This is a genomic window from Chungangia koreensis, assembly GCF_042651785.1.
GTDB lineage: Bacteria > Bacillota > Bacilli > Bacillales_A > Planococcaceae > Chungangia > Chungangia koreensis.
The window spans coordinates 12,407-36,357 of record NZ_JBHSEC010000022.1 but is presented as its reverse complement, the minus strand read 5'-3'; the positions used below and the strand labels follow the sequence as shown (position 1 = coordinate 36,357).

At 40.4% G+C, this 23,951-nt stretch carries 25 protein-coding genes; 2 read left to right on the top strand and 23 right to left on the bottom strand.

All coding sequences use genetic code 11. The features are described from left to right. Nucleotides 1–2: 2 nt before the first annotated feature. The 10 genes from yycF to rpsF all read right to left on the bottom strand — a co-directional run bounded on the left by yycF (nt 3) and on the right by rpsF (nt 10,319). Entirely contained in the window at nt 3–713 is a 711-nt protein-coding gene (yycF, locus tag ACFOZY_RS14880) for a response regulator YycF (RefSeq protein WP_378156889.1), read from the bottom strand. 232 nt (nt 714–945) lie between these two features. Then, nucleotides 946–2,418, bottom strand: a complete 1,473-nt coding sequence (locus tag ACFOZY_RS14875; protein ID WP_378156887.1) for a peptidoglycan DD-metalloendopeptidase family protein — start codon at nt 2,416–2,418, stop codon at nt 946–948. Nucleotides 2,419–2,825: 407 nt separating this feature from the next. Then, nucleotides 2,826–4,115, bottom strand: coding sequence for an adenylosuccinate synthase (locus ACFOZY_RS14870; RefSeq protein ID WP_378157377.1), 1,290 nt, complete (start codon nt 4,113–4,115; stop codon nt 2,826–2,828). 136 nt (nt 4,116–4,251) lie between these two features. Beyond that, nucleotides 4,252–5,610 (bottom strand): replicative DNA helicase, encoded by a 1,359-nt coding sequence (gene dnaB, locus ACFOZY_RS14865; protein WP_378156885.1) that lies wholly within the window; start codon nt 5,608–5,610, stop codon nt 4,252–4,254. Between the two features lie 17 nt (nt 5,611–5,627). Continuing rightward, nucleotides 5,628–6,077, bottom strand: a complete 450-nt coding sequence (gene rplI, locus ACFOZY_RS14860) for a 50S ribosomal protein L9 (protein ID WP_378156883.1) — start codon at nt 6,075–6,077, stop codon at nt 5,628–5,630. Further along, nucleotides 6,074–8,047 carry a DHH family phosphoesterase gene (locus ACFOZY_RS14855; protein WP_378156881.1) on the bottom strand — a complete coding sequence of 658 codons (1,974 nt, stop codon included), beginning with the start codon at nt 8,045–8,047 and terminating at the stop codon, nt 6,074–6,076. Before ACFOZY_RS14855 ends, rplI begins: the two co-directional genes overlap by 4 nt. 12 nt (nt 8,048–8,059) lie before the next feature. Then, nucleotides 8,060–8,998: a YybS family protein gene (locus ACFOZY_RS14850; protein WP_378156879.1), complete on the bottom strand. Its 939-nt coding sequence runs from the start codon at nt 8,996–8,998 to the stop codon at nt 8,060–8,062. Between the two features lie 222 nt (nt 8,999–9,220). Then, nucleotides 9,221–9,457 (bottom strand): 30S ribosomal protein S18, encoded by a 237-nt coding sequence (gene rpsR / locus ACFOZY_RS14845; protein ID WP_378156877.1) that lies wholly within the window; start codon nt 9,455–9,457, stop codon nt 9,221–9,223. Nucleotides 9,458–9,497: 40 nt separating this feature from the next. Next, entirely contained in the window at nt 9,498–9,986 is a 489-nt protein-coding gene (ssb, locus tag ACFOZY_RS14840) for a single-stranded DNA-binding protein (protein ID WP_378156875.1), read from the bottom strand. A 45-nt stretch (nt 9,987–10,031) separates the two neighbouring features. Beyond that, the gene (gene rpsF, locus ACFOZY_RS14835) at nt 10,032–10,319 is read right to left on the bottom strand and encodes a 30S ribosomal protein S6 (RefSeq protein ID WP_378156873.1); all 288 of its coding nucleotides are present in this window, start codon (nt 10,317–10,319) and stop codon (nt 10,032–10,034) included. Between the two features lie 159 nt (nt 10,320–10,478). On the opposite strand from rpsF, the gene ACFOZY_RS14830 reads away from it, so the two are divergent. Further along, the gene (locus ACFOZY_RS14830; RefSeq protein ID WP_378156871.1) at nt 10,479–11,021 is read left to right on the top strand and encodes a DUF3267 domain-containing protein; all 543 of its coding nucleotides are present in this window, start codon (nt 10,479–10,481) and stop codon (nt 11,019–11,021) included. Between the two features lie 33 nt (nt 11,022–11,054). Here ACFOZY_RS14830 and ychF read toward each other — a convergent pair whose 3' ends face one another. From ychF to ACFOZY_RS14815, 3 genes are all read right to left on the bottom strand, one after another. Then, the gene (gene ychF, locus ACFOZY_RS14825; protein WP_378157375.1) at nt 11,055–12,155 is read right to left on the bottom strand and encodes a redox-regulated ATPase YchF; all 1,101 of its coding nucleotides are present in this window, start codon (nt 12,153–12,155) and stop codon (nt 11,055–11,057) included. 86 nt (nt 12,156–12,241) lie between these two features. Then, nucleotides 12,242–12,442 (bottom strand): DUF951 domain-containing protein, encoded by a 201-nt coding sequence (locus tag ACFOZY_RS14820; RefSeq protein WP_378156869.1) that lies wholly within the window; start codon nt 12,440–12,442, stop codon nt 12,242–12,244. 23 nt (nt 12,443–12,465) lie between these two features. Further along, nucleotides 12,466–13,338 carry a mechanosensitive ion channel family protein gene (locus ACFOZY_RS14815; RefSeq protein ID WP_378156867.1) on the bottom strand — a complete coding sequence of 291 codons (873 nt, stop codon included), beginning with the start codon at nt 13,336–13,338 and terminating at the stop codon, nt 12,466–12,468. A gap of 70 nt (nt 13,339–13,408) precedes the next feature. Here ACFOZY_RS14815 and yyaC point away from each other — a divergent pair, with 70 nt between their 5' ends. Next, complete coding sequence (gene yyaC, locus ACFOZY_RS14810) at nt 13,409–14,053, top strand: spore protease YyaC (protein WP_378156865.1); 645 nt, start codon at nt 13,409–13,411, stop codon at nt 14,051–14,053. On the opposite strand, the gene ACFOZY_RS14805 is transcribed toward yyaC, so the two are convergent. The 10 genes from ACFOZY_RS14805 to rnpA all read right to left on the bottom strand — a co-directional run bounded on the left by ACFOZY_RS14805 (nt 13,934) and on the right by rnpA (nt 23,924). Then, nucleotides 13,934–14,662 carry a DUF554 domain-containing protein gene (locus tag ACFOZY_RS14805; RefSeq protein WP_378156863.1) on the bottom strand — a complete coding sequence of 243 codons (729 nt, stop codon included), beginning with the start codon at nt 14,660–14,662 and terminating at the stop codon, nt 13,934–13,936. The two genes, yyaC and ACFOZY_RS14805, sit on opposite strands and share 120 nt — an antisense overlap. A 90-nt stretch (nt 14,663–14,752) precedes the next feature. Beyond that, nucleotides 14,753–15,592, bottom strand: a complete 840-nt coding sequence (locus ACFOZY_RS14800; protein WP_378156861.1) for a ParB/RepB/Spo0J family partition protein — start codon at nt 15,590–15,592, stop codon at nt 14,753–14,755. Further along, nucleotides 15,585–16,346 carry a ParA family protein gene (locus ACFOZY_RS14795; protein ID WP_378156859.1) on the bottom strand — a complete coding sequence of 254 codons (762 nt, stop codon included), beginning with the start codon at nt 16,344–16,346 and terminating at the stop codon, nt 15,585–15,587. Before ACFOZY_RS14795 ends, ACFOZY_RS14800 begins: the two co-directional genes overlap by 8 nt. A 203-nt stretch (nt 16,347–16,549) precedes the next feature. Further along, nucleotides 16,550–17,422, bottom strand: a complete 873-nt coding sequence (gene noc / locus ACFOZY_RS14790; protein WP_378156856.1) for a nucleoid occlusion protein — start codon at nt 17,420–17,422, stop codon at nt 16,550–16,552. Between the two features lie 91 nt (nt 17,423–17,513). After that, nucleotides 17,514–18,209 carry a 16S rRNA (guanine(527)-N(7))-methyltransferase RsmG gene (gene rsmG, locus ACFOZY_RS14785; RefSeq protein WP_378157373.1) on the bottom strand — a complete coding sequence of 232 codons (696 nt, stop codon included), beginning with the start codon at nt 18,207–18,209 and terminating at the stop codon, nt 17,514–17,516. Nucleotides 18,210–18,396: 187 nt separating this feature from the next. Beyond that, on the bottom strand, nt 18,397–20,286 hold the full coding sequence (gene mnmG / locus ACFOZY_RS14780) for a tRNA uridine-5-carboxymethylaminomethyl(34) synthesis enzyme MnmG (protein WP_378156853.1): 1,890 nt from the start codon (nt 20,284–20,286) through the stop codon (nt 18,397–18,399). A gap of 20 nt (nt 20,287–20,306) precedes the next feature. After that, nucleotides 20,307–21,692, bottom strand: a complete 1,386-nt coding sequence (gene mnmE / locus ACFOZY_RS14775) for a tRNA uridine-5-carboxymethylaminomethyl(34) synthesis GTPase MnmE (protein WP_378156851.1) — start codon at nt 21,690–21,692, stop codon at nt 20,307–20,309. Nucleotides 21,693–21,919: 227 nt separating this feature from the next. Next, a complete protein-coding gene (gene jag, locus ACFOZY_RS14770) occupies nt 21,920–22,693 on the bottom strand; it encodes an RNA-binding cell elongation regulator Jag/EloR (protein ID WP_378156849.1) in 774 nt (257 codons plus the stop codon). After that, nucleotides 22,690–23,463: a membrane protein insertase YidC gene (gene yidC / locus ACFOZY_RS14765; protein ID WP_378156847.1), complete on the bottom strand. Its 774-nt coding sequence runs from the start codon at nt 23,461–23,463 to the stop codon at nt 22,690–22,692. Before yidC ends, jag begins: the two co-directional genes overlap by 4 nt. Before the next feature lie 113 nt (nt 23,464–23,576). Further along, nucleotides 23,577–23,924 (bottom strand): ribonuclease P protein component, encoded by a 348-nt coding sequence (gene rnpA, locus ACFOZY_RS14760; RefSeq protein ID WP_378156845.1) that lies wholly within the window; start codon nt 23,922–23,924, stop codon nt 23,577–23,579. Between the last annotated feature and the right edge of the window lie 27 nt (nt 23,925–23,951).

Sequence of the window (23,951 nt, the reverse complement as noted above, 5' to 3'; positions counted from 1 at the left end):
TTTTACGACTCCTGTTCAGGATTCCGCAAGTAATAACCTACGCCTCTTCGTGTGACAATCCATGCTGGATGGCTTGGATTATCTTCAATTTTTTCGCGGAGTCTCCGGATTGTTACGTCGACAGTCCGGACATCGCCGAAGTAATCATATCCCCAAACCGTCTGCAGTAAATGTTCACGTGTCATCACTTGTCCAATATGCTTCGCCAAATAGTGGAGAAGCTCAAATTCCCGATGAGTCAATTCAATTGTTTCATCACGCTTCATGACAATATATGCATCAGGTTGAATGATTAAAGAACCGACTGTAATATCATTGGAATTGCTTTCATCATCTTCTGAAGGTGAAGCCTGGTGGCGTCTCATATTTGCTTTCACTCGTGCAACCAATTCTCGGGTACTGAATGGTTTCGTGACATAATCATCAGCTCCCAATTCAAGTCCCAGTACTTTGTCAATTTCCGAGTCTTTTGCTGTCAGCATAATAATGGGGAAATCATATTTTTTACGGACCTCTCTGCATACTTCCATCCCGTCACGATTTGGAAGCATAATATCCAACAGCATTAAGTCCGGTTTTGTTTCTTCAACTTTTTGAAGGGCTTGTTCCCCGTCATATGCACAAATGACATTATAGCCTTCTTTTTTTAAGTTGAATTGCAGGATATCTGCAATTGGCTTTTCATCATCTACGACTAAAATGGTTTTATTCATTGGGTTCACTCGTCCCTTCTTTTTGTTTATGAACCTTATTTCTTTACTCTACCATGGTTTCCGTAACTTCGCATCTTTCATAATTTGCTATTTAGTTTTCAAGTATTACCGTATTATTTCCTGGGCAATAATTCGACATTATTCCCTATATTTCCTGAGTATTTAGGAATAAAGTATCGAATGCTGCTTCAATCTATTTAAAAAGACGATCCGGAATGGATCGTCTTTCATGTTATCTTAAATAATCTAAAGGATTTACGAGATTACCATTCTTACGAACTTCAAAATGAAGGTGAATTCCGGTAGAACGTCCAGTTGACCCCATTTTTCCGATCTTTGTTCCTTGAGGTACAGTTTCTCCGACGGAAACGTCAATCGAAGATAAGTGAGCATAAGTCGTTTCCAATCCATTATTATGATTGATAACAACCTTATTGCCATATGTGCCATCCCTGCCAGAAAATGTTACGACTCCATTATCCGCTGATTTGATACTGTATCCGCTTGGGCGTGCGATATCAATCCCGCGATGGTACGAACCCCAGCGATAACCCATCTTACTTGAAATATAGCCGCCTTCTGCAGGCCATACAAAACTTCCTGAACCACGGGAAGGTACGACCTTTGTACCTTTGACAATAATTTGTTCAACTGGCTCAACGATGATTTTCTCATCCTGCACCGATTTCCCTGCTTGAACACCATTGCTTTCCCTTAAAAGGTAAGTAACTTCCTTCTTTCCATCTTTTCCTTCTTGCTTAACTTTGGTATCGCCTTTATACATAGAGTCATTTTCCTCGACGATGTTACCATGTTTCACTGCTAACGTCTCTCTCTGTTCCTTTAGCACTGAAACCTGGACCAGCGGTTTAAGCAACGTAACATTCAGTTCCATTCCTGGCTGAAGTAGTGTTTCTTCTGTCACGTCAGTATTTAGATTAAGAAGTTCACTTGTAGAAAGATCATGCGCTGCAGCAATCTTACTTAATACATCCCCGGATTGAACAACATACTTTTGTTCTGTAAGAGTTCCTTTAACCAAATACTGAACAGCTTCTTCAACAGATAACACATTTTCTGGAGCTATTTCTTTCGTGATTCCTGTAACATTTTCTATTAAATCTATTCCCACGATTCGTGTTTCACCTTCAGCTAAAGGTGGTAAAGAATCTACGGAGTTCTTTCGAGCTTCGTATTCGTTCAATTCTTCTTCAGATACATAGCGAAGCTTCAATTGGCGAAGTACTTCATCAAAAGCCGCCATGTCTTCGACGTATACTGCGGCCTCACCATTTACATTTAAGGCAAACGCTTTTGCTTGGACCGTCAAAACATCTTCAAGTTTTTTTAGTGTAGCTGAATCGTTTGTTTCAGATTGAAAAACTTGTTCAGGGACAAGTGATAAGCCAGATCCTACACTTAAAGCTAATTCATCATATTTGGAATCTGCTTTTTCAATTTTATCGTTAATGAGTTCATTAACAGATTCTGAATTTGCTACTGTTCCTATGTAAACACCATTGTTATATATGTGAAAGACCTTTTGAAGACCGTTGCTATTCGTCTCTTTTGCAAAACCGATGTTGAATGTAAGACTTGAGAGTAGCAAGCCTGTCACTGCGGCTTTTTTCATCATGTTTGAGTGGTGTATTGGAGTTTTACTTTGAATACCAGACAAAGTTCCAATTTTCTCTTTCAAATTCATGATCAAAGCTCCTTCCAGACTTTTATCCTTTGCACTACATTAGCAAAGGAGAATTTTTACGCTCCTCTAATGTACCATAAAGCTTTTTCTCCTTGGGCTATTGGTCAGGAAATGTAAAGAAACTGTAGTATTCATTCCATTATATACAATTAACTACCAAATACTATCTATTTGATAGGTCTATTATACTAAACATAGGGAAATATATCCATATAGATTGTCCGTATATCACTCTTTTTACATCTTTCGCTATTTTTCTTGTTACATTTGCAATATTTCTCAAGACGTTGTAATTTTCTTAAACAGTTTATGACAAGAGAATACGTGACTATTACTAATGGCAAATCATTAGATTCATCATTGTAAAAAAAGAAAAAAGAACCTGCTAAATGCAGGTTCTTTCGTATTTAAGAACGCCAAACACTCGTGATAATATTCGTTTGGTTCCGATCTGGACCCACAGAGAAAATAGAAATCGGCACACCAGTCAGCTGTGAAATACGCTCGAGATAATGCCGAGCATTTTCTGGAAGCTCATCTAACGATCTGCAGCTCGTGATGTCTTCATCCCAGCCTGGCAATTCTTCGTATACGGGTTCGCAATCAGCCAGTATTCGCAAGTTTGCCGGATATTCAGTAATGAGTTCGTCATTGTAACGATAAGCCGTGCAGATCTTAACCGTTTTCAACCCTGTCAAAACGTCAATGGAGTTCACTGTTAAATCGGTTAATCCACTTACCCGACGTGCATGTCTGACAACTACACTATCGAACCAGCCGATTCGTCTTGGGCGACCTGTAGTTGTACCATATTCCTTACCAACTTCACGAATTTGTTGGCCCACCTCATCAAACAATTCTGTAGGAAACGGACCATCGCCTACTCGAGATGTGTAAGCTTTACAGACTCCTACAACATGACTTATTTTTGTGGGACCAACACCCGCTCCGATCGTCACACCTCCCGCTACTGGATTGGAAGAAGTGACAAATGGATACGTTCCTTGGTCTATATCAAGCATGACTCCTTGAGCACCTTCAAACAAAACTCGTCTTCCTTCATCAAGGGCATCATTAAGTACTTTTGAAGTATCCGTCACATACTTTGCAATCTCCTGGCCATAGCCATAATACTCTTCTAAAATTGCATCAGCATATAGACCAGCTGTTTCATAAAATTTCTCAAATAACCTGTTTTTCTCATCTAAATTCCTACGCAGTTTTTCTTCAAATACTTCACGATCCAACAAATCGGCAATCCGGATTCCTACACGTGCAGCCTTGTCCATATAAGCCGGACCAATCCCTTTTAAAGTCGTACCAATTTTATTATTTCCCCGGCGTGCTTCTTCCACTTCATCTTGCTTAATATGATAAGGAAGAATGACATGTGCACGGTTAGAAATTCGGAGGTTGTCCGTTTCGACTCCACGTTCATGAAGACCTTTCAACTCTGAAACAAGCGCCTTCGGATCGACGACCATCCCATTACCAATGACTGAAATCTTATCTTTATAAAAAATGCCTGAAGGAATCAAATGAAGCTTATATGTTTCCCCACCAAAAATAATAGTATGTCCAGCGTTATTTCCGCCTTGATAACGAGCAATCACTTCCGAGTGTTCGGATAAGAAGTCCGTTATTTTTCCTTTACCTTCATCGCCCCATTGTGTTCCTACAACAACTACTGATGGCATCATTGCACCTCCGTAGACACGATCGTGTCCTTTTTCAAACAGTCTCATTGTAACAATTACCCTTAGTATCGTCAATTGATTCAAAGAAAAAACACGAACGAAAAAATGTATTAAAACATTTATCGTTCGTGTTTGTTTAGCTTGGAACGGGAATTCCCCGCTGACTCCAATCAATATTTACGAATTTATTAAACTCTTTGACAAATGCTAACGTTACAGTTCCTGTTGGACCATTCCGTTGCTTAGCTATGATGATTTCGATCATATTCTGATTTTCAGTTTCTTTGTCATAATAATCTTCCCGGTAAAGGAAGGCAACAATATCGGCATCTTGCTCGATACTTCCGGATTCCCGAATATCTGACATCATCGGCCGTTTATCCTGACGCTGTTCAACGCCACGGGAAAGCTGGGAAAGGGCAATAACCGGTACTTGCAGCTCACGTGCAAGGGCTTTTAATGACCTCGAAATTTCAGAAACTTCCTGCTGTCTATTGTCTTTTGAACTACCGCTACCTTGGATTAATTGAAGGTAGTCGATTAAAATCATGCCAAGTCCGTGTTCTTGCTTCAACCGCCGGCATTTCGCCCGGATTTCATTAATACGGATCCCTGGTGTATCGTCTATGAATATACCGGCGTTGGATAAGCTACCCATCGCCATTGTCAGCTTACGCCAGTCTTCTGCTTCAAGACTACCTGTCCGCAATACTTGAGCATCGATATTGCCTTCCGCACATAGCAAACGCATGACAAGCTGCTCAGCACCCATCTCCAAACTGAAAATGGCCACGTTTTCTTCCGTTTTGGTCGCTACATTTTGTGCAATGTTTAGAGCAAATGCCGTCTTCCCTACTGATGGACGAGCAGCTACAATAATCAGGTCATTGCGCTGAAAACCGGCAGTCATCTTATCCAAATCTTTAAATCCTGTTGGGACACCTGTCACTTCACCCTTGTTACTATGAAGCAATTCGATATTATCATAGGTTTCCACTAATACATCTTTAATATGTCTAAAGTCTCCCGAACCTTTACGGTTGGCAACTTCCATCATTTTGCGTTCCGCTTCTGATAAGAGGGCTTCTACTTCATCTTCCCTCGTATAGCCGTCTTCTACAATCGAAGTAGCCACACGGATCAGTCTACGAAGAAGGGCTTTCTCTTCAACGATTTTAGCGTAATGTGTAACATTGGCTGCCGTAGGGACGGCATTGGCCAGTTCAGTCAAATAAGAAATGCCGCCAACGTCCTCCAGCTCTTTTTTAGCCGAGAGCTCTTCAGTGACAGTGACGACGTCAATAGGACTTCCCAGTTCACTAAGCTGAACCATCGTCTGAAATATTTTTTGGTGTGCCTGACGATAAAAATCCTCGGGCTGTAATATTTCCGATGCTGTAATCAATGCTTGGGATTCTAAAAATACTGCACCAAGTACGGACTGTTCGGCTTCGTAGTTATGGGGAGGGACTCTATCAAGCATTGGATCGCTCATGTCTTCTCGCCTGCCCTTTAAGCTTCTTCTGAAACATGGACCTTCAATACAGCACTTACTTCAGAATGGAGTTTTACAGGTACATTCGTATAGCCCAATGCACGGATTGCATCCGGCAATTCCATCTTCCGTTTGTCTATTTTGATGCCATGAGCCTTTTGAAGCTCTTCTGAAATTTGTTTTGTTGTAATTGAACCGAATAATCTGCCGCCTTCTCCGGACTTGGCTTTCAATTCAACTGTGATTTTTTCAAGCTGCTCTTTTAGTTTTTTTGCATCTGAAAGCTCTTCTGCAGCCTCTTTCTGTTGTTTTTTCTTTTGTCCTTCAAGAGCACTGATATTTGCTGAAGTTGCTTCAACGGCAAGATTATTCTTTAGTAGAAAATTTTGTGCGTAACCTACCGCCACTTCTTTTATTTCGCCTTTTTTCCCTTTTCCTTTTACATCTTTTAAGAAAATGACTCTCATTGTTCAGTTCCTCCCTCAATTGTTTCTACGATCGCTTCTTTTAACTGTTCTACAGCCTCATCTACTGTTTCTAAAGGAAGCTGACATGCTGCATTTGTCAGATGTCCGCCTCCGCCAAGCTTTTCTGTAATGATTTGAACGTTAATATCTCCTAAAGAGCGTGCGCTGATCCCGACTGTTCCATCATCCCTAAGGCCAACTACAAATGATGCTGAAACGCCTTTCATAGTAAGAAGGATATCAGCAGTTTGTGCAATAAGAACCGGGTTGTAAATAGTATCATCGCTTCCCCTTGCAATTGCAATGCCTTCCCTGAAAAATTCGACGCTCTGTACTATTTTGGAACGCTCGATATAAGTATCGATGTCTTCTTTCAGCAAGCGCTGAACAAGGACTGTGTCTGCTCCATTTGTTCTTAAGTAAGAAGCAGCCTCGAAAGTGCGGGCACCTGTTCGTAAGGTAAAGCTCTTTGTATCAACGATAATTCCTGCAAGCATGGTCGTAGCCTCAAGCATGGTGATCTTTTCGCTTTTCGGCTGATATTCGAGTAATTCTGTGACAAGCTCAGAAGTTGAGGATGCATACGGCTCCATATAAACAAGCAGCGTATTATTAATGAATTCTTCTCCTCTTCGGTGGTGATCGATGACTACCACCTTTTCTGCTTTACCCAATAACCGCTCCTCAATCACGAGGCTCGGTTTGTGGGTATCCACAATTACTAATAGAGACTTCTCAGTCATGAGAGCCATAGCAGCATCGGGAGATATAAACCGGTCATATAAATCCGGTTTTTGTCTTACCTCATCCATCAGCCTTAGGACACTATTATCCAACTCATCGAAGTCAACGACAATGTAGCCATTGATCCCGTTTGTCTGTGCCATCCTTCTTACACCGATTGCTGCTCCTATGGCGTCCATATCCGGCCGCTTGTGTCCCATAACAAACACTGCGTCGCTTTCCTTAATAAGATCACGCAACGCATGGGAAATGACTCTTGCGCGGACACGTGTGCGTTTCTCAACCGGGTTCGTTTTACCACCGTAAAACTTCACCTTTCCATTCGGCTGTTTAATCGCCACTTGGTCGCCGCCCCTGCCAAGTACTAAATCCAAACCGGATTGGGCAAGTTCACCAAGCTCTATGAGTGATTCCGATTCTGCACCAATTCCGATACTAAGTGTAAGAAGCGTATTTTGCTTCGCCGTTACTTCCCGAATAGCGTCAAGAATGGAAAACTTGTTTTTTTCCAGTTCCTTTAGAATGGATTCATTCAAAATAGCAAGAAACCGATCGGATGAAATTCGTTTAACGTAGATGCCATATTGGGCTGCCCAATTGTTGATCAAAGAAGTTACTAGGCTGTTTAATGAACTCTTCGTTTGGTCATCCATTCCTTGTCCCAATTCATCGTAATTATCCAAAAGAAGAATACCGATGACAGTACGGTCAGCATAATACAGTTTTTCCATTTCAATCTGCTCGGTAATGTCGAAGAAATAGAGCAGCTTCTCTTCCATCTTTAAGAAGACTTTATACTTCCGTTCACCTAATGAGATTGTCATCTCATTTAAAGCTTCTGTTTTAATGAGGGTATGGAAATCATCCGAAAGGGAGAATAACTCCTCGCCAATCAGTGTGTCGTATTCAAGCGTCTGTGTCATATAAGGATTTGCCCACTCAATGGTGTAATCATCGTTCACAAGCAGAATCCCGATCGGCATTTCGAGTAATGCCTCTTCCCCCACTTTTTTCATGCGGTACGAAAGTGTTTCTATATATTTTTCCGTTTCTTCAAAAGATCGCTTTTCTAAAGCCCATGCTAAATAGAGGGCGGCTATCATGACAACGCCGAAAACAACGCCAATTGACCAAGACCACCAAATAATTAATATAGTCCCGGCCATCCCTAAAATGGAGAGAAGGATGAGCGGAATACGTATCGGTCTATTTTTTAAAGCCGCCATTCGCGTCGCTCCTTATTTTCTAGTTGAGTTGCTTACAAAATTTCTAATGTTAAAGCCTAAATCGAAAATCCCCAGCATGACAACGAATGTCTGAAGCGGGAATGCCAATATTGTCGATATGATCGTAACCCACTTTGGCCATTTCTGTTCATGGACCACGAAATGGATAAACGCAATCCCTTGAAGGAATAGCAGCATTCTTAAAATAATGTGAGCATTTATAATGACCATGAACAAGAAAGTCCCTGGTTCTGTATCGATAAAACTTGCAAGTAATACGAGTAAATAATACCACAAAACACTTTTTGGAAGTTTCATTTCCTTGAAACTCTCAAATTTTGGAACTTTTACCCCTAATCTTTTCAATATCGGTGTGTACAGAAGAATGTAGAGGAAAGCACTGAAGAATGCAGTTAGAATGACCATTGCTGGTACTGAAGCCTCAAATAAGGCCATCATATCCATCGCTGCTTGTTCCGTTTGTCGGTCCAACTGTCCAAACCGATCCATCATATCTAAAGAGCTTTGAATGGAACTTCTTACTGATGACATGACTTCTGCTACTATATTAACGTCAAATAACTTAACCAATGCTAAGTATTGAAGGACGGTTGTAATCAGCAGTGTCAATCCTGTTGACATCAGCATGTATAATTTACTTTTCTTCGTACGGATAGCCTCTCCCATCACTAACCCTGCAGGAGCCTGAATGAGGGCGAACGGCAATGCGGCAAGACCGCCGATTAAAAAAGATACCACAATACTGACCGCTGCAACGGATATAGAGGACGAACGATTATATTTCGCACTGTACCAAACAAGCGGCAGTGGAACAAATAGGGCTGTAATCAGGTTTAATAAGGGAACATAGATCGAAATCGCTAGTAATATTGTGAACAAAGCGATCATCATGGCCCCGTGTGTCAGTCTTCTTGTCAGGTCGTTATTCATTTAACCATCCTTCTGTTCGTTCAATATGTTCATCTATTTATTGTATCATGATTGGTAGAGGGTGACCAAAAAACGAACATGACTGTAAGGTAAGGATGACTTCAGATTTTCCTTATGTGTATGCGGTATTTATAGGTTTGGTGATAGTACATTTGGATTGTGTTCTTCTTTCTCCTATAAAGAAAACAAAAAGGACCGGTTTCCCGGTCCTTAGTTTAAATCTTATCTTTCATCTGCAGAGAATGGAAGAAGAGCCATGATACGTGCTCTCTTAATAGCTACAGTCAATTTACGTTGGTATTTTGCGCTTGTGCCAGTTACACGACGAGGCAAAATTTTACCGCGTTCAGAGACGAATTTCTTCAACAAATCTACATCTTTATAGTCGATGCGTGTGATGTTGTTAGAAGTGAAATAACAAACTTTACGGCGTTTGCGACCTCCACGACGTGGTGCCATATGTGTTCCCTCCTTCTTTTGTTAGCGATACGTGCAGGGATTAGAACGGCAGATCGTCATCCGATACTTCAATCGGACCACTGTTGCTCGCAAATGGATCCTCATCTACACGAGTATAATTCTGTTGGTTTGGCTGGTTCTGATAATAGGATTGGCCTTGTTCCCCACCATACGGCTGTTGTTGCGGGCGTTGTTGGGAAGAAGAGGAACTCTTCGGTTCAAGGAATTGAACACTGTCTGCCACGACTTCAGTCATGAAGACACGTTTGCCATCCTGTCCATCAAAGCTGCTCGTCTGAATACGGCCTTCAACACCTGCAAGACTTCCTTTACGAAGGAAGTTTGCTGTATTTTCCGCCTGTTTACGCCAAACAACACAGTTGATGAAGTCAGCTTCGCGCTCTCCTTGCTGATTTGAAAACGTGCGGTTCACAGCAAGTGTAAAGCGGGCTACCGCAATGCCATTCGGTGTATATTTCAGCTCTGGATCTTTTGTTAGACGGCCTACTAATACTACACGGTTAATCATCAGAAAACAGCCTCCCCTTTTTTACGTTTACGTTCATTTATCTGATTAAGCTTCTTCACGAATTGCAATATAGCGGATGATGTCTTCGCTGATGTTTGCAAGACGAGTGTACTCATCGATCGCTTGAGAACCGGCATTAACTTTCACGATTTGGTAATAACCTTCGCGGAAGTCTTCGATCTCGTAAGCAAGGCGTCGTTTGCCCCACTCTTTGGACTCGATGATTTCAGCACCGTTAGAAGTAAGAATTTCGTCAAAACGCTCAACAAGCGCTTTTTTCGCATCCTCTTCAATGTTCGGGCGAACAATGTACATTAATTCGTACTTTTTCATCTAATGTCACCTCCTCATGGACTGTGGCCCAGCTCTAAAAGCGGGCAAGGAGCAATTGTTTTGATTACTCACATCAATGTATTGTAACATACACTCTTTCAACTATCAACTTCTATTTAGGCAGCATATTCCATTATACTGATTACAAGGGGGAATACGATGGAAAACGAACGTACTCCAAGTGAAGTAATTGAATTGAATCTAACAAAAGTCGGTTGGATGAGCATGTTAATAACAGTCTTATCTACTATTATTCTATTGGGGTTTTATGCATTTTTGAATAATGGCTTCGAAGTCTCCTTTACACTATTGGGTTTCTTCCTTTTTATATTCGGTTATGTTCTACTGATTATTCTTCATGAGCTCTTTCATTTAGTAGGTTTCAGACTATTTGGAGCTGTTAAATGGAAGGAAATGGATGTAGGTGTGAATTTAAAATTGGGGATTGCTTACGCTACTACAAAAAAACCGATTCGGAACAAAGGAATGAAACTGGCTCTTCTTCTTCCTTTCTGGACTACTGGTGTTATTCCAGCAGTTATAGGTTTCACCTTAGGAAGTCCAGGGCTTATTTTTTTGTCGGCTTGGTTAATTGGCGGTGCATCTGGTGATTTTGCCATGTATAAGGCATTGAGAAAAGTTCCTAATGATGCATGGATCAAAGACGATCCGCAAAAACCGAAACTTTATGTCTACAAGTAAAAATGGCAAAAAAAAAGGGGCTGTGGCCCCTTTTTAAACATTGAATCGGAAATGCATGACGTCTCCGTCTTTGACGATATATTCTTTACCTTCAAGACGGACTTTCCCAGCCTCTTTTGCTGCAGTCATCGAGCCCGTTTCTATTAAATCGTTATATGATACAGTCTCCGCACGGATAAATCCTCTTTCAAAGTCGGAGTGGATTACTCCAGCACACTGTGGTGCCTTCATACCTTGACGGAATGTCCAAGCACGTACTTCTTGTACTCCCGCTGTGAAGTATGTAGCAAGCCCCAACAAGTCGTAAGCCGCCCGAATCAATTGATCTAATCCGGATTCTTTAATGCCAAGTTCTTCTAAGAACATTTTCTTTTCCTCATCGTCCAGCTCAGCCATTTCTTCTTCAACTTTTGCACAGACGATAATGACTTGAGCATTATCTTTTTCTGCATATTCACGTACGAGTTTTACATACTCATTATCTTCCGGATCTGAAATTTCTTCTTCAGATACATTAGCTACGTATAGCATCGGCTTTACTGTCAACAGATGAAGACCTTTAACGATTTTCATCTCATCATCAGTAAACTCAACAGAGCGTCCTGGTTCTTCATTTTCAAAGGCTTCTTTCAAACGAATCAATAGTGGCTCTTCGGCCATCGCCTCTTTATCCTTCTGTTTTGCCATCTTGGATACTCGTGCTAACCGTTTCTCTACACTTTCCAAGTCAGCCAAGATCAATTCTAAGTTAATGACCTCAATATCGGAAATCGGATCTACCTTCCCCGACACATGGGTAATATTTTCATCTGCAAAACAACGGACAACTTGGCAGATGGCATCTACTTCACGTATATGGGATAAGAATTTATTTCCTAAACCTTCCCCTTTACTTGCGCCTTTTACGATTCCAGCGATATCCGTAAATTCAAATGCTGTCGGCACTGTCTTTTTCGGTTCTACAAGTTCAGTGAGTTTTTGGAGCCTTGCATCTGGAACTTCAACAATTCCAACATTCGGATCTATCGTACAAAACGGATAGTTGGCTGATTCCGCCCCTGCCTTCGTAATCGCATTGAACAGTGTCGATTTTCCTACGTTCGGTAAACCAACGATGCCTGCTGTTAATGCCATATTTTCACGACCTTTCATCTATTTCAAGTTTCGCTTCTTCTATTGCAACTATTCAATTATAAGAAGGTTCTTCACAAAAGTCCATGTTATTCCTCTTCATGCCTCACCAGAACCTTTTTCATCTTCTTCTCAAATTCCCGACGTGGAATCATGACACTATGCTGACATCCTGTACATTTTATACGTATATCGGCACCCAATCGAATAATCTTCCATGCATTTGTTCCGCATGGATGTTGTTTTTTCATCTCTACCACATCGTTTAGTCCGAATGTTTTCTCTTCCATTTGTCATCCCGCCAATTCAAATGTTATAGATCTTCTGGGGATTTTGTAATCATCTCCGGTTGAGGAATATCTATTCCCTGCCCAAATAAATACGTTTTCAATTCGCCCCTAATTTTTCTTGCTACTTCATAATGTTTCATCGGTTTCGTTTCCGCCGTAATCCTTAATATCACATCTGTAGCTGTCATATTTTGAACTCCTAAAAGCATCGGTTCTTTCATAATATTTTCATCTTTGTTTTGAAGATTAGAAAGATAACTTTTAATATGCTTTTCCACTAACTCTAAATCTTTATCAATTGAGACTGTCACGTCTACAATTGCAATCGAGTTTCGGACAGAATAATTGATCACTTGGGCGATTGTTCCGTTCGGAAGAATTGAAACCTCTCCCGTGAAACTTTTAATCTTAGTCGTTTTTAAGCCGATTTCTTCAACGGTCCCTTCAAATGTCCCGATTTTCACGTAGTCTCCTACTGAAAATTGATCTTCAAAAATTATAAAGAATCCAGTGATTACATCTTTCACCAAGCTTTGTGCACCAAAACCGACTGCCAAACCTATTACACCCGCTCCTGCAATTATTCCTTTAACATCAATATCAAATTCGCTTAATACAGCTAGTATTGCAGAAAAATACACAACGTATGAAATTACATTTTGGATTAATTTTAATAATGTTTGCTTTCTTCTTTCCGAGTGCCTTAATGGTACTTTACTTTTTGCTGTAAAGATCTTTTTCATAATAAGTTTACCGATGTTCACAACAATTACTGCAAGGAATATAATCACTGCAATTCTAATCGATGTTTCCAGCAGCTTACTCCATGTCTCTTGACTCAGAAAAACCTTTTCGGCTTTTTGATAATTTTGTTCTACATTAGCCGGATCAATCAAAAACTCACCTCATTGTATATTCGCTTTCACTGTTGCGTATACTACTAAAAAAGAAAGAGAGATTCATACAATGTCACTTGCCCCGAAGGTTTCAATCGCACAATTCCATTATACCGATTTAGGAGCAGCTTGGCGTCTTAGCACTGTCCTGATGGAAACAATTCCGTTCGGGGTAGGACCTTTACTATTCTGTTGCATCGGTACAGACCGATCCACTGGTGATGCGTTAGGGCCTTTAACAGGCTCCTTATTAGAGGCTTTGCCATCCTTCCCCTATGAAGTGATTGGAACACTGGATAAGCCTCTTCACGCTTTAAATTTAAGGGAACGACTCGATGACCTATATGGACGATACGAGGAACCTTACATCGTGGCAATTGATGCATGCCTTGGACATGTTGATAATATAGGGAAAATCATTCTTCAGGATGGACCTCTCCTCCCTGGTAAAGCGGTCAAAAAGGAGTTGCCGCCTGTCGGTGATTTGGCCATTAAAGGTGTCGTCAATGTAGCTGGTTTCATGGAGTTTTCTGTTTTACAAAATACTCGACTGCATTTGACTTATGAAATGAGTAGACTTTTAGTGAGGGCAATCTCACTCGCTTGGCATCGCCACCATATCAAAATTGTAGAGAATCGTCACGATGACTGCAACGACTACGATACCAGGGATCAGATTAGCGACCCGGATCTTCGTGAGGCCAATCATATTTAAACCGATTGCTATAATCATCATTCCGCCTGTTCCAGTCATTTCCTTGATAAAGAAATTCAATGCAGCCTCCGGTATGAACTGACTGATTTGTGTGGAAAATAAAGTGATTAAACCTTGATAAATTGTAACTGGAATTGCAGAAAGTAATACACCAATGCCAAGTGTGGCGCTTAAAATGATTGATGTAAAACCGTCAATAATCCCTTTCGTTATTAACACTCCATGGTCATTACGAACTCCACTATCAATTGCGCCGATAATGGCCATTGAACCAATAACAAATATTAGTGTTGCCGTAACAAAACCTTGAGCGATTCCCCCGTCGCTCTTTTTTGTTTTAACCTTTGATTCAATCCATATTCCTAAATTATTCAACATACCTTCCAAATCAATCATTTCTCCAATAATCGCGCCTATTACGATACTAATAATTGCAATAAGGAATTGCTCACTTTGGAAACTCATTTGGATTCCCATTACAGTTACGGCAAGTCCAATTCCATACATGACCGTCTCTTTCATTCTTTCAGGTATATTCTTTAAAAATCTCCCCAGCAACGTTCCGAACACAATGAGCAAAGCATTCACAATTGTCCCTAAAAATATCATTATTTTTCCTCGTCTCTTGAAGTTCTTTGCATTTTTTAATATTTGAAAAGAGATGCCTATTCCCCCATAGGAGAACAGGCATCTAGGTTATCAATCTTCAAGTAGTTCCAAAATACGTTCCAAATCATCCTCGGAAAAGAATTCAATTTCAATTTTCCCTTTATCTTTCCCTTTTTTGATCGTGACGTTAGTTCCGAAATACTCTCTAAGTTGCTCTTCTTTATCAACTATAAAAATATCTTTTTTAGTTTCTTTTGGTGTTTCACGTGAAACATCTTCATTTAACTTTTGGATCAACGCTTCTAATTGCCGAACACTCATTTCTTCTTTCATGACCTTTTCAGTAACTTGCGGAATTAACTTTTTCCGTTTAAGTCCTAAGATGGCACGTCCATGCCCCATTGAGATCTTATTAGCAGAAATGAGGTTCCTCACTGTTTCCGGTAGTGACAGCAATCTTATATGGTTTGCAATATGAGGTCTACTCTTTCCTAAACGGAATGCCAGCTGTTCTTGTGTTAAATCCAAGTGTTCCATCAGGTTTTGATAAGCTTCCGCTTCTTCAATCGGAGTCAAGTCTTCCCTCTGCAAGTTTTCCAAGATAGCCAATTCCATCATTTGCTGGTCGGTCATTTCACGCACGACCGCAGGGATTTCAGGAAGATTTGCCAGTTTTGCAGCCCGATATCTTCGTTCTCCTACAACAATCTCAAAGCCTTTCTTTACTTTCCGTAAGATGATCGGCTGAAGAACACCGTGTTCTCTGATCGATTCACTTAATTCTAATATAGCGGCTTCATCAAAGATTTTACGCGGTTGATATGGATTTGCCTTAATATCTTTTAAGGAAATCATATCAACTTTCTCAGACGGTGTTAACGATTCCTCTGGGAATAACGCATTCAGTCCTTTGCCAAGACCTTTAGCCATTATGGACCACTTCCTTCGCAAGATCTAAATACACTTCTGCACCTCTGGATCTCGGATCATAAATAATGATCGGCTCACCATGACTTGGCGCCTCACTCAATCGTACATTTCTTGGAATAATAGTTGAATATACTTTGTCTTGGAAATATTTTTTTACTTCTTCTATAACTTGAATACCAAGATTTGTTCGTGCGTCAAACATTGTTAATAGTACTCCATCAATCATTAAATCATGGTTTAAATGTTTTTGAACAAGACGAATAGTACTCAACAATTGACTTAATCCTTCAAGTGCATAGTATTCACATTGAACTGGAATAAGGATTGAATCGGCTGCAGTTAATGCATTGATTGTTAACAGACCGAGGGATGGAGGACAATCAATGATTATGTAATCAAATTTTTGTTTAATGAGATCAATTGAACGTTTTAATCTTACTTCACGCGAAATAGTCGATACTAATTCAAGTTCCGCCCCTGCCAATGAAATAGTAGCTGGTACAACAAAAAGATTATCCACTTTTGTTTGGAGAATTGTTTTGTTAATATCAATATCATCAATCAGTACATCATAAATACAATCTTGTACGTCTCCTTTATTGATACCTACACCACTCGTCGCGTTGCCTTGGGGATCTATATCGATTAGCAGCACTTTTTTGCCTATGTAGGCAAGGCAAGCACTTAAATTTACTGATGATGTTGTTTTACCTACGCCGCCTTTTTGATTGGCGATCGCAATTACTCTTCCCACGCTTGCACCTGCTTTCCTTACTACTTTCCATTCCGTATATGAAGTGAAAAATCTTCATTCTTCTATTCTATCAAATAATACTTAAAAATAGGAGACTGTATTCTGCTTATATAGTGTTTTGATACAGAATTGAAATATTTCAGTTTTTCAAAACTAAAAAAGACCCCAACCCCTCGGCTGAAGTCATATGAATGGTAGTGAGATTATTTTTTCTTCTTTGGAATCTTTACGATGATTTGATAGAAATCTTCTCCATCTTCTTCTTCTGTTTTTAAATCGATTCCACTTTTAGTTACCATTGAAAGCGATTGTCGAATCGTATTTAGTGCAATCCGGACATCCTTGCTCACAGCTTTACGTTTCGGTTTATCTTTTTTTACTTCCTCTACCGTAGCTGCCACCGGATTCAATACTTCCATTACCCGTTCTTCAAGTTGTTTTACATTATATTGCTTTTCCAACATTTCATCGAAAACCATTAATTGTTGGTCTTCTTCTTTTAATGGAATTAAAGCTCTTGCATGTCTTTCAGAGATTTCTCTCTTTAAAATCGATTCCTGTATACGGTAAGGCAATTTTAGCAGTCTAAGTTTATTGGCAATTGTTGACTGCCCCTTCCCTAATCGCTGAGCTAATGCTTCCTGCGTCAACGAATGAAGTTGGAGAAGTTTTTCGTATGCCATCGCTTCTTCTATTGCTGTTAACTCTTCACGTTGCAAGTTTTCAATTAGTGCAACGGAAGCCGTTTCTTTATCGCTCATCTCACGAACGATAGCCGGAACTTCTGCCCATCCTAACTTTTTCATTGCCCGGAATCTTCGTTCACCGGCAATGATTTCAAAACCGGCTTCCTCAGTCGGTCTTACCACAATAGGTTGTATAATTCCGTGTGTGTTTATGGTTCTTGCCAGCTCTTCAATTTTCTCTTCATCGAAGATTGTACGTGGTTGATATTTATTTGGTGAAATATTTTCTATTGGTAATTTGACTACTTCCTCATGTTGACTTGAATCCTTCTGTTCGGTCGGCTCTATTTTTTCTCCGTTTCCGAAAAATCGAGAAAAAGGACTTTTCAACCTCGGCACCACCTTTTAATAGCTTCCTGCTTTATTATAATTCGATATGAAAGGCCGATTTCCTTTTTTATGAATGTTTCACGTGGAACATTTATCCTGTAATAGGAGTTTTGGTTGGTATACCTGGCTTTCTTGGATACTTTTTCGGCGTGTTCTTTACTTTATCGAAAACATAAATAGTTCTTTCACTTTCTTCGATCGGTAACAAGAAAGCATGCTCCTCTTTTGGGGTAGCCCCTAATAATTTTATTGCCCTTTGAGCATCATCCCATTCTTCTTGTCCAGATGCTGCTTTCATAGAAACAAATTGTCCACCTTTTTTGACGAATGGAATGCAAAGTTCAGCAAGTACTGAAAGTCTTGCCACTGCCCTTGCTGTAGTTAGGTCAAATTGTTCCCGATATGCTGGGTCTTGGCCTACATCTTCTGCTCGACCGTGTTTGAATGCTACACCATCAAGTTTCAACTCAGCACTCAAATGATTCAGGAATTTAATACGCTTATTTAAGGAATCAATAATCGTAACTTGCAGATTTGGATAGCAGATCTTTAAAGGTATACTTGGAAAACCTGCTCCCGCTCCGACATCACATATGCTTAAAGGTTTAGAGAGATCAACGAAAAATGATAGGGAAATGGAATCATAGAAATGTTTTAAATAGACAGAAGGCTGATCTGTAATAGCTGTAAGATTCATTTTTTCATTCCACTCAACTAAGAGAGAATAGTAATCACGGAATTGCTGAATCTGAGTATCATTCAGAATAATCCCTTTTTCCTTCAGCATTTGGAGAAATGTTTCTTCGTTCAAGCATATTCCCCTCCTTATGTAATAATGGGAGGCTTTTACAACCTCCCGTTTTGATGGAAAGTGAAGAAAAACTGATTAATGATAAAATTATAAAATTCGTTTTTATCAAAGAGAAAGGCTGATGTCAGAAGTTAGTGGACATCAGCCTTTGCCATTGCTGAAATCAGCTTGAAAGTTTTGCGATTTTACCTTGTTCAATATATACAAGCAAAATGGAGATATCTGCTGGGTTTACTCCTGAAATCCGTGAAGCTTGTGCAATCGAAAGCGGACGTACCGTTTTCAATTTTTGCTTCGCTTCTGTAGCAATACCAGAAATAGCATCATAGTCAATCAGATCTGGAATCTTTTTGTCTTCCATTTTCTTAAGTTTCTCCACTTGTTGAAGGGACTTATTAATATATCCTTCGTATTTCACGATAATTTCAATTTGTTCCTTCATTTCATCTGTTAATTGTACCTCAGATGGGGTTAAACGCTCAATATGCTCATAATTGACTTCCGTACGCTTCAACAAATCGACGGCATGTATGCCGTCTTTCAATTCACTGCCGCCGATCTCGCGAATCAATGCTTGTGTTGTTTCATTTGGCTTCAGTATTATTCCACGAAGACGGGTGATTTCATTCTCGATTTTCTCTTTCTTCTCCAAGAATTTTGCATAGCGTTCTTCATCCACAAGGCCGATTTTATAACCGATTTCCGTCAAACGCATATCTGCATTGTCATGACGAAGAAGTAAGCGATACTCCGCACGGGAAGTCAGAAGACGGTATGGCTCATTCGTACCCTTTGTCACAAGGTCATCAATCAGAACGCCAATGTAAGCATCAGAACGGCTTAAAATGACTTCCTCTTTACCTAATGAACGTGCGGCTGCGTTAATTCCTGCCATCAGACCTTGGCCAGCTGCTTCCTCATATCCGGATGTTCCGTTAATTTGTCCTGCAGTGTACAGGTTACGGATTTTCTTCGTTTCAAGTGTTGGCCATAACTGTGTCGGAACAATTGCATCGTATTCGATGGCATAACCGGCTCGCATCATCTCTGCGTTTTCAAGACCTGGTACGGATGCAATCATTCTCCGCTGTACATGCTCAGGTAAACTTGTGGAGAGACCTTGAACATATACTTCACTTGTATTCCTGCCTTCTGGCTCTAAGAAAATCTGGTGGCGTGGCTTGTCATTGAAACGGACTACTTTGTCTTCAATGGAAGGACAATAACGTGGTCCTGTTCCTTTAATCATGCCAGAATACATTGGAGAAAGATGCAGGTTTTCATTAATAATTTCATGAGTTTCCGCACTGGTATAAGTTAGCCAGCAAGGTAGCTGATCCATGATAAATTCAGTCGTTTCATAGCTGAACGCCCTTGGAACATCGTCCCCAGGCTGAATTTCAGTCTTACTGTAGTCAATCGATTTACTGTTGACGCGAGGCGGTGTACCGGTTTTAAAACGGACCATGTCAAAGCCCAATTCCTTAATATTATCCGCCAGTTTCAAAGATGGCTGTTGATTATTCGGACCACTGGAATATTTCAAGTCGCCAAGAATAATTTCACCACGCAAGAATGTACCTGTTGTCACGATTACCGTGTTTGAACGATAAACTGCTCCAACCTGAGTGATTACTCCCTTTACTTCTCCATCTTCAACAATCAGTTCTTCCACCATACCTTGATGAAGTGACAAATTCTCTTGTTCCTCCATCAATCGTTTCATTTCTTGCTGGTAAAGGACTTTGTCTGCTTGTGCACGAAGTGCACGTACTGCAGGGCCTTTACCTGTATTCAACATCCGCATTTGAATGTGTGTTCGGTCTATGACTTTCCCCATTACTCCGCCAAGGGCATCTATTTCTCGGACGACAATACCTTTTGCAGGACCGCCAATGGACGGGTTGCAATACATGAACGCAATCATGTCCAGATTGATTGTCAATACGAGCGTTTTAGCACCCATTGCCGCCGCCGCTAAACCGGCTTCAGCACCTGCATGCCCTGCACCGATGACGATTACATCATACGTTCCTGCCTCAAATTTTGGCATTAGTGTCTCATTCCTTTCTATTATTTTCCAAGACAGAACTGGGAGAACAACTGGTTAATCAAGCTTTCTTGGACAGTATCGCCTATGATTTCCCCTAAAATCTCCCAAGTTCTTGTCACATCTATTTGAACCATGTCAATCGGAACGCCTGATTCGGCAGCTTCGATTGCATCCTCGATTGAATTTTTTGCTTGATGAAGCAAAGCAATATGCCTTGCATTCGATACATACGTTAAGTCGGCAGATTCAATGGATCCTTCGAAGAATAATTCAGCGATGGCTTCTTCAAGAGAATCTACCCCTTCCTCTTTCAGTAAAGAAGTTGTAACAAGCTTCTTGCCCGCTGAAAGCTCCCTCACCCGCTCCATATTCAATTTATTTGGCAAATCTGTCTTATTGATTACCACAATGGTATCCATACCTTCAATCGCCTCAAAAAGGCGTTCATCTTCAGGCGACAGTTCTTCCGAATAATTGAGTAAGAGCAGAATAAGATCCGCTTCCTTTAACACTTGGCGAGAACGCTCAACCCCGATCCGTTCGACAATGTCTTCTGTTTCACGGATTCCTGCTGTATCCACTAATCGAAGAGGTACACCGCGTACATTGACATACTCTTCGATAATATCCCGGGTAGTTCCGGCGATATCTGTTACGATTGCCTTATTTTCATGGACAAGACTATTTAAAAGTGAGGACTTCCCGACATTTGGTCTTCCAATAATAACGGTAGATAGTCCTTCACGAAGAATCTTTCCTTGAGATGAGGTTTGTAGAAGCCGCTCGATTTCAGATTTCACCCATTGCCCTTTTTCAATAATCGTACTTTGGGTCATCTCTTCCACATCATCATATTCCGGATAGTCTATGTTCACTTCGACTTGAGCTAAAGTTTCTAACAGAGCTTGTCTTAAGCTGCTGATCAGCTTTGAAAGCTTCCCTTCCATCTGCCCTAATGCCACATTCATGGCACGGTCACTTTTAGCTCTTATCAAATCCATTACCGCTTCCGCCTGTGATAAGTCAATTCTGCCATTTAGGAAAGCCCGTTTCGTAAATTCACCTGGCTCCGCAAGTCTTGCTCCATTCGTCAAAACAAGCTGTAACACACGATTAACCGAAACGATGCCACCGTGACAATTGATCTCGACTACATCTTCCCTGGTGAACGTCTTAGGCCCTCTCATAAGAGAAACCATCACTTCCTCCACTACTTCACCAGTTTTTGTTTCTACTAAGTGTCCATAGTGAATTGTGTGTGATGGTTGCTCCACCAATTTTTTATTCGACGGAGATTTGAAAATCCGATCTGCAATCTGCACTGCTTCATCCCCGCTCAGGCGGACAATAGCAATGGCTCCTTCACCCATCGGTGTGGATATCGCTGAAATTGTATCGAAATCCATGGACGTTCACCTGCTTTCAAAGTTATACACATGTGGATAACAAAATTCGAGACGGTTCTAACGTACAATAATAACATAAAATGACTTATTTCTAAAGAGGGGTAACTTATTCCTATAGGAAAAGAAAAACGGCCAAAATTTGTGGCCGTTTAAGAATTAATACTTTTGTTTTGTCAACAAAAAATGAACCGACCTTAAATTAAGGCCGGTTCATTTTATAATACGTTTTATTTAATTGGTTCGATAACAAGATGACGATGGGGTTCAGTGCCTTCTGAATACGTTTCGATATCTAAACGGTTCGATAAAGTATGATGGATCACTTTCCGTTCATAGGATGGCATCGGTTCAAATTCTACTTTCTTTCCAGAGCGGACTGCCTTATCGGCCATTCTCTCAGCTAATTGTTCCAATGCTTCCTGGCGTCTTTCCCGGTAATTTTCAACATCCAGCTCGATTAATAGAAATTGGCCAGCATGCTTATTTGCTACCAATTGAGCTAATTGTTGCAGCGAATTCAATGTATGCCCCCTCTTCCCTATTAAGAGAGCAGCTTTTTCGCTTTCCATAGAAATCGTGACATACTTGCCATTCACTTCATGGCTAATGGACAAATCTTCAATGTTCATCGCCTTTGCTACATTAGACAAATACAATTTTGTTTCTTCAATTGCGGTTTCTGGAGAAACTTTCTCGTGCTGGATTTCCTCAGCGGACGTTTTTTCTTCAGGAAGAGTTTCAGAAATGTTTTCGTTCGGCTGCAAAGCTGGTTCTACTTCAACAGCTTCTTCCTTTAAAGTCGTTATATTAGTTGAAGTTGGTTCGTCCAACTCAATAACTGTCACTTCAACTTCAGCAGGTTTTGAACCAAATCCTAAAAACCCTTTTTTGCCTTCACTGATGATGTCAACCTTCACTTGATTCCTGTCCACCCCAAGGCGGGACAAGGCACTTTTAACCGCTTCTTCGACGGTTGTCCCGGTCTGCGTCATCCGTTTCATTTTTTCTTCCCTCCTGATTTAACAGGTTCTACTTTTTTCTTCTTTTCCCAAGGTTTGTAGATGAAAAGGTTTTGAATGATTGAAATGATGTTTCCGACTACCCAGTATAGTGATAATGCCGCTGGAAGGAATGATCCGAAAATGATGATTGTAAATGGCATGAAATACATCATCACTTTCATTTGCGGGTTATCAATTGCTGGACCTGTACGCAATACGATGAACTGCATGAGACCTGCCAAAATGGCCAATGAAACGCTTGGTTCTGCAAGTGGGAACCAAAGGAATCCGCCAAGATTGATTTCCGGTGTGTTATTCATCCGGCTAATCGCATGGTAGAAACCGATCAATATCGGCATTTGGATTAGTACCGGTAAACAGCCTGCAGCCGGATTTACTTTATTGTCCTTAAGCAGATTTTGCATTTCTTCTTGGTATTTCTTTTGTGTCACAGCGTCTTTCGATTTGTACTTCTCTTGAAGTTTCTTCATCTCCGGCTGAATTTCCTGCATCTTCTTGGAACTCTTCGTCTGATTAATCATCAATGGAAGAAGTGCTAACCGGATAATGATGGTAACTAAGATAATCCCGATGCCATAAGTACCGGCTAAATCTTTAAAAAGCTCGATTAAAGAAACAAGAGGCCAAACGATGTACTCATTCCAGAAGCCTTGTGAATCTTTATAAATAGGCTCATTGAATTCTGTACATCCTGCCATAAAAACGGCTAATGCTAAAAGCATCGATATAAGCAAGATTTTTTTCTTCAACTTTTTTCCCCCAACATTTGCTGCTAATTATTTTAGTCCATCTTATCATGTTCGCCTATTCCGTTGGAAACGAAAATCGATTTCTATCTATAAATTCGTTTCTCTGTCATATTCTATTTGGTTTTCTTAAGAACTTTTGCGATTTTGAGTACATGCATCAGGCTTTTTTTAGTTTCATGAAAATCTAGTGCGGCCGCCGGTTGTCTGGCGATGATGACATAGTCCATATTTGGACGTAATTGTTCATTCAGTTCAAGAAATGATTGGCGGATGTACCGTTTGATCTGGTTTCGAACAACAGCTTTTCCTATCTTTTTACTGACAGATAAGCCGATCCGAAATTCCATCTGCCCCTCTTTCTCGAGATAATAAACGACGAATTGCCGATTAGCGAATGACTTTCCTTTTTTAAACACCTTTTGAAACTCTTCGTTCTTCTTAATGCGTTGGCGTTTATTCATTTAATACACCTGCTTCGTATCGTTTTC

Bases quoted from the DNA above. Each gene is read 5' to 3' on its own strand.
- yycF (WP_378156889.1), bottom strand. From the start codon at position 713: ATGAATAAAACCATTTTAGTCGTAGATGATGAAAAGCCAATTGCAGAT.
- ACFOZY_RS14875 (WP_378156887.1), bottom strand. From the start codon at position 2,418: ATGAATTTGAAAGAGAAAATTGGAACTTTGTCTGGTATTCAAAGTAAA.
- ACFOZY_RS14870 (WP_378157377.1), bottom strand. From the start codon at position 4,115: ATGCCATCAGTAGTTGTTGTAGGAACACAATGGGGCGATGAAGGTAAA.
- dnaB (WP_378156885.1), bottom strand. From the start codon at position 5,610: ATGAGCGATCCAATGCTTGATAGAGTCCCTCCCCATAACTACGAAGCC.
- rplI (WP_378156883.1), bottom strand. From the start codon at position 6,077: ATGAGAGTCATTTTCTTAAAAGATGTAAAAGGAAAAGGGAAAAAAGGC.
- ACFOZY_RS14855 (WP_378156881.1), bottom strand. From the start codon at position 8,047: ATGGCGGCTTTAAAAAATAGACCGATACGTATTCCGCTCATCCTTCTC.
- ACFOZY_RS14850 (WP_378156879.1), bottom strand. From the start codon at position 8,998: ATGAATAACGACCTGACAAGAAGACTGACACACGGGGCCATGATGATC.
- rpsR (WP_378156877.1), bottom strand. From the start codon at position 9,457: ATGGCACCACGTCGTGGAGGTCGCAAACGCCGTAAAGTTTGTTATTTC.
- ssb (WP_378156875.1), bottom strand. From the start codon at position 9,986: ATGATTAACCGTGTAGTATTAGTAGGCCGTCTAACAAAAGATCCAGAG.
- rpsF (WP_378156873.1), bottom strand. From the start codon at position 10,319: ATGAAAAAGTACGAATTAATGTACATTGTTCGCCCGAACATTGAAGAG.
- ACFOZY_RS14830 (WP_378156871.1), top strand. From the start codon at position 10,479: ATGGAAAACGAACGTACTCCAAGTGAAGTAATTGAATTGAATCTAACA.
- ychF (WP_378157375.1), bottom strand. From the start codon at position 12,155: ATGGCATTAACAGCAGGCATCGTTGGTTTACCGAACGTAGGAAAATCG.
- ACFOZY_RS14820 (WP_378156869.1), bottom strand. From the start codon at position 12,442: ATGGAAGAGAAAACATTCGGACTAAACGATGTGGTAGAGATGAAAAAA.
- yyaC (WP_378156865.1), top strand. From the start codon at position 13,409: ATGTCACTTGCCCCGAAGGTTTCAATCGCACAATTCCATTATACCGAT.
- ACFOZY_RS14805 (WP_378156863.1), bottom strand. From the start codon at position 14,662: ATGATATTTTTAGGGACAATTGTGAATGCTTTGCTCATTGTGTTCGGA.
- ACFOZY_RS14800 (WP_378156861.1), bottom strand. From the start codon at position 15,592: ATGGCTAAAGGTCTTGGCAAAGGACTGAATGCGTTATTCCCAGAGGAA.
- rsmG (WP_378157373.1), bottom strand. From the start codon at position 18,209: ATGCTGAAGGAAAAAGGGATTATTCTGAATGATACTCAGATTCAGCAA.
- mnmG (WP_378156853.1), bottom strand. From the start codon at position 20,286: ATGCCAAAATTTGAGGCAGGAACGTATGATGTAATCGTCATCGGTGCA.
- mnmE (WP_378156851.1), bottom strand. From the start codon at position 21,692: ATGGATTTCGATACAATTTCAGCGATATCCACACCGATGGGTGAAGGA.
- jag (WP_378156849.1), bottom strand. From the start codon at position 22,693: ATGAAACGGATGACGCAGACCGGGACAACCGTCGAAGAAGCGGTTAAA.
- rnpA (WP_378156845.1), bottom strand. From the start codon at position 23,924: ATGAATAAACGCCAACGCATTAAGAAGAACGAAGAGTTTCAAAAGGTG.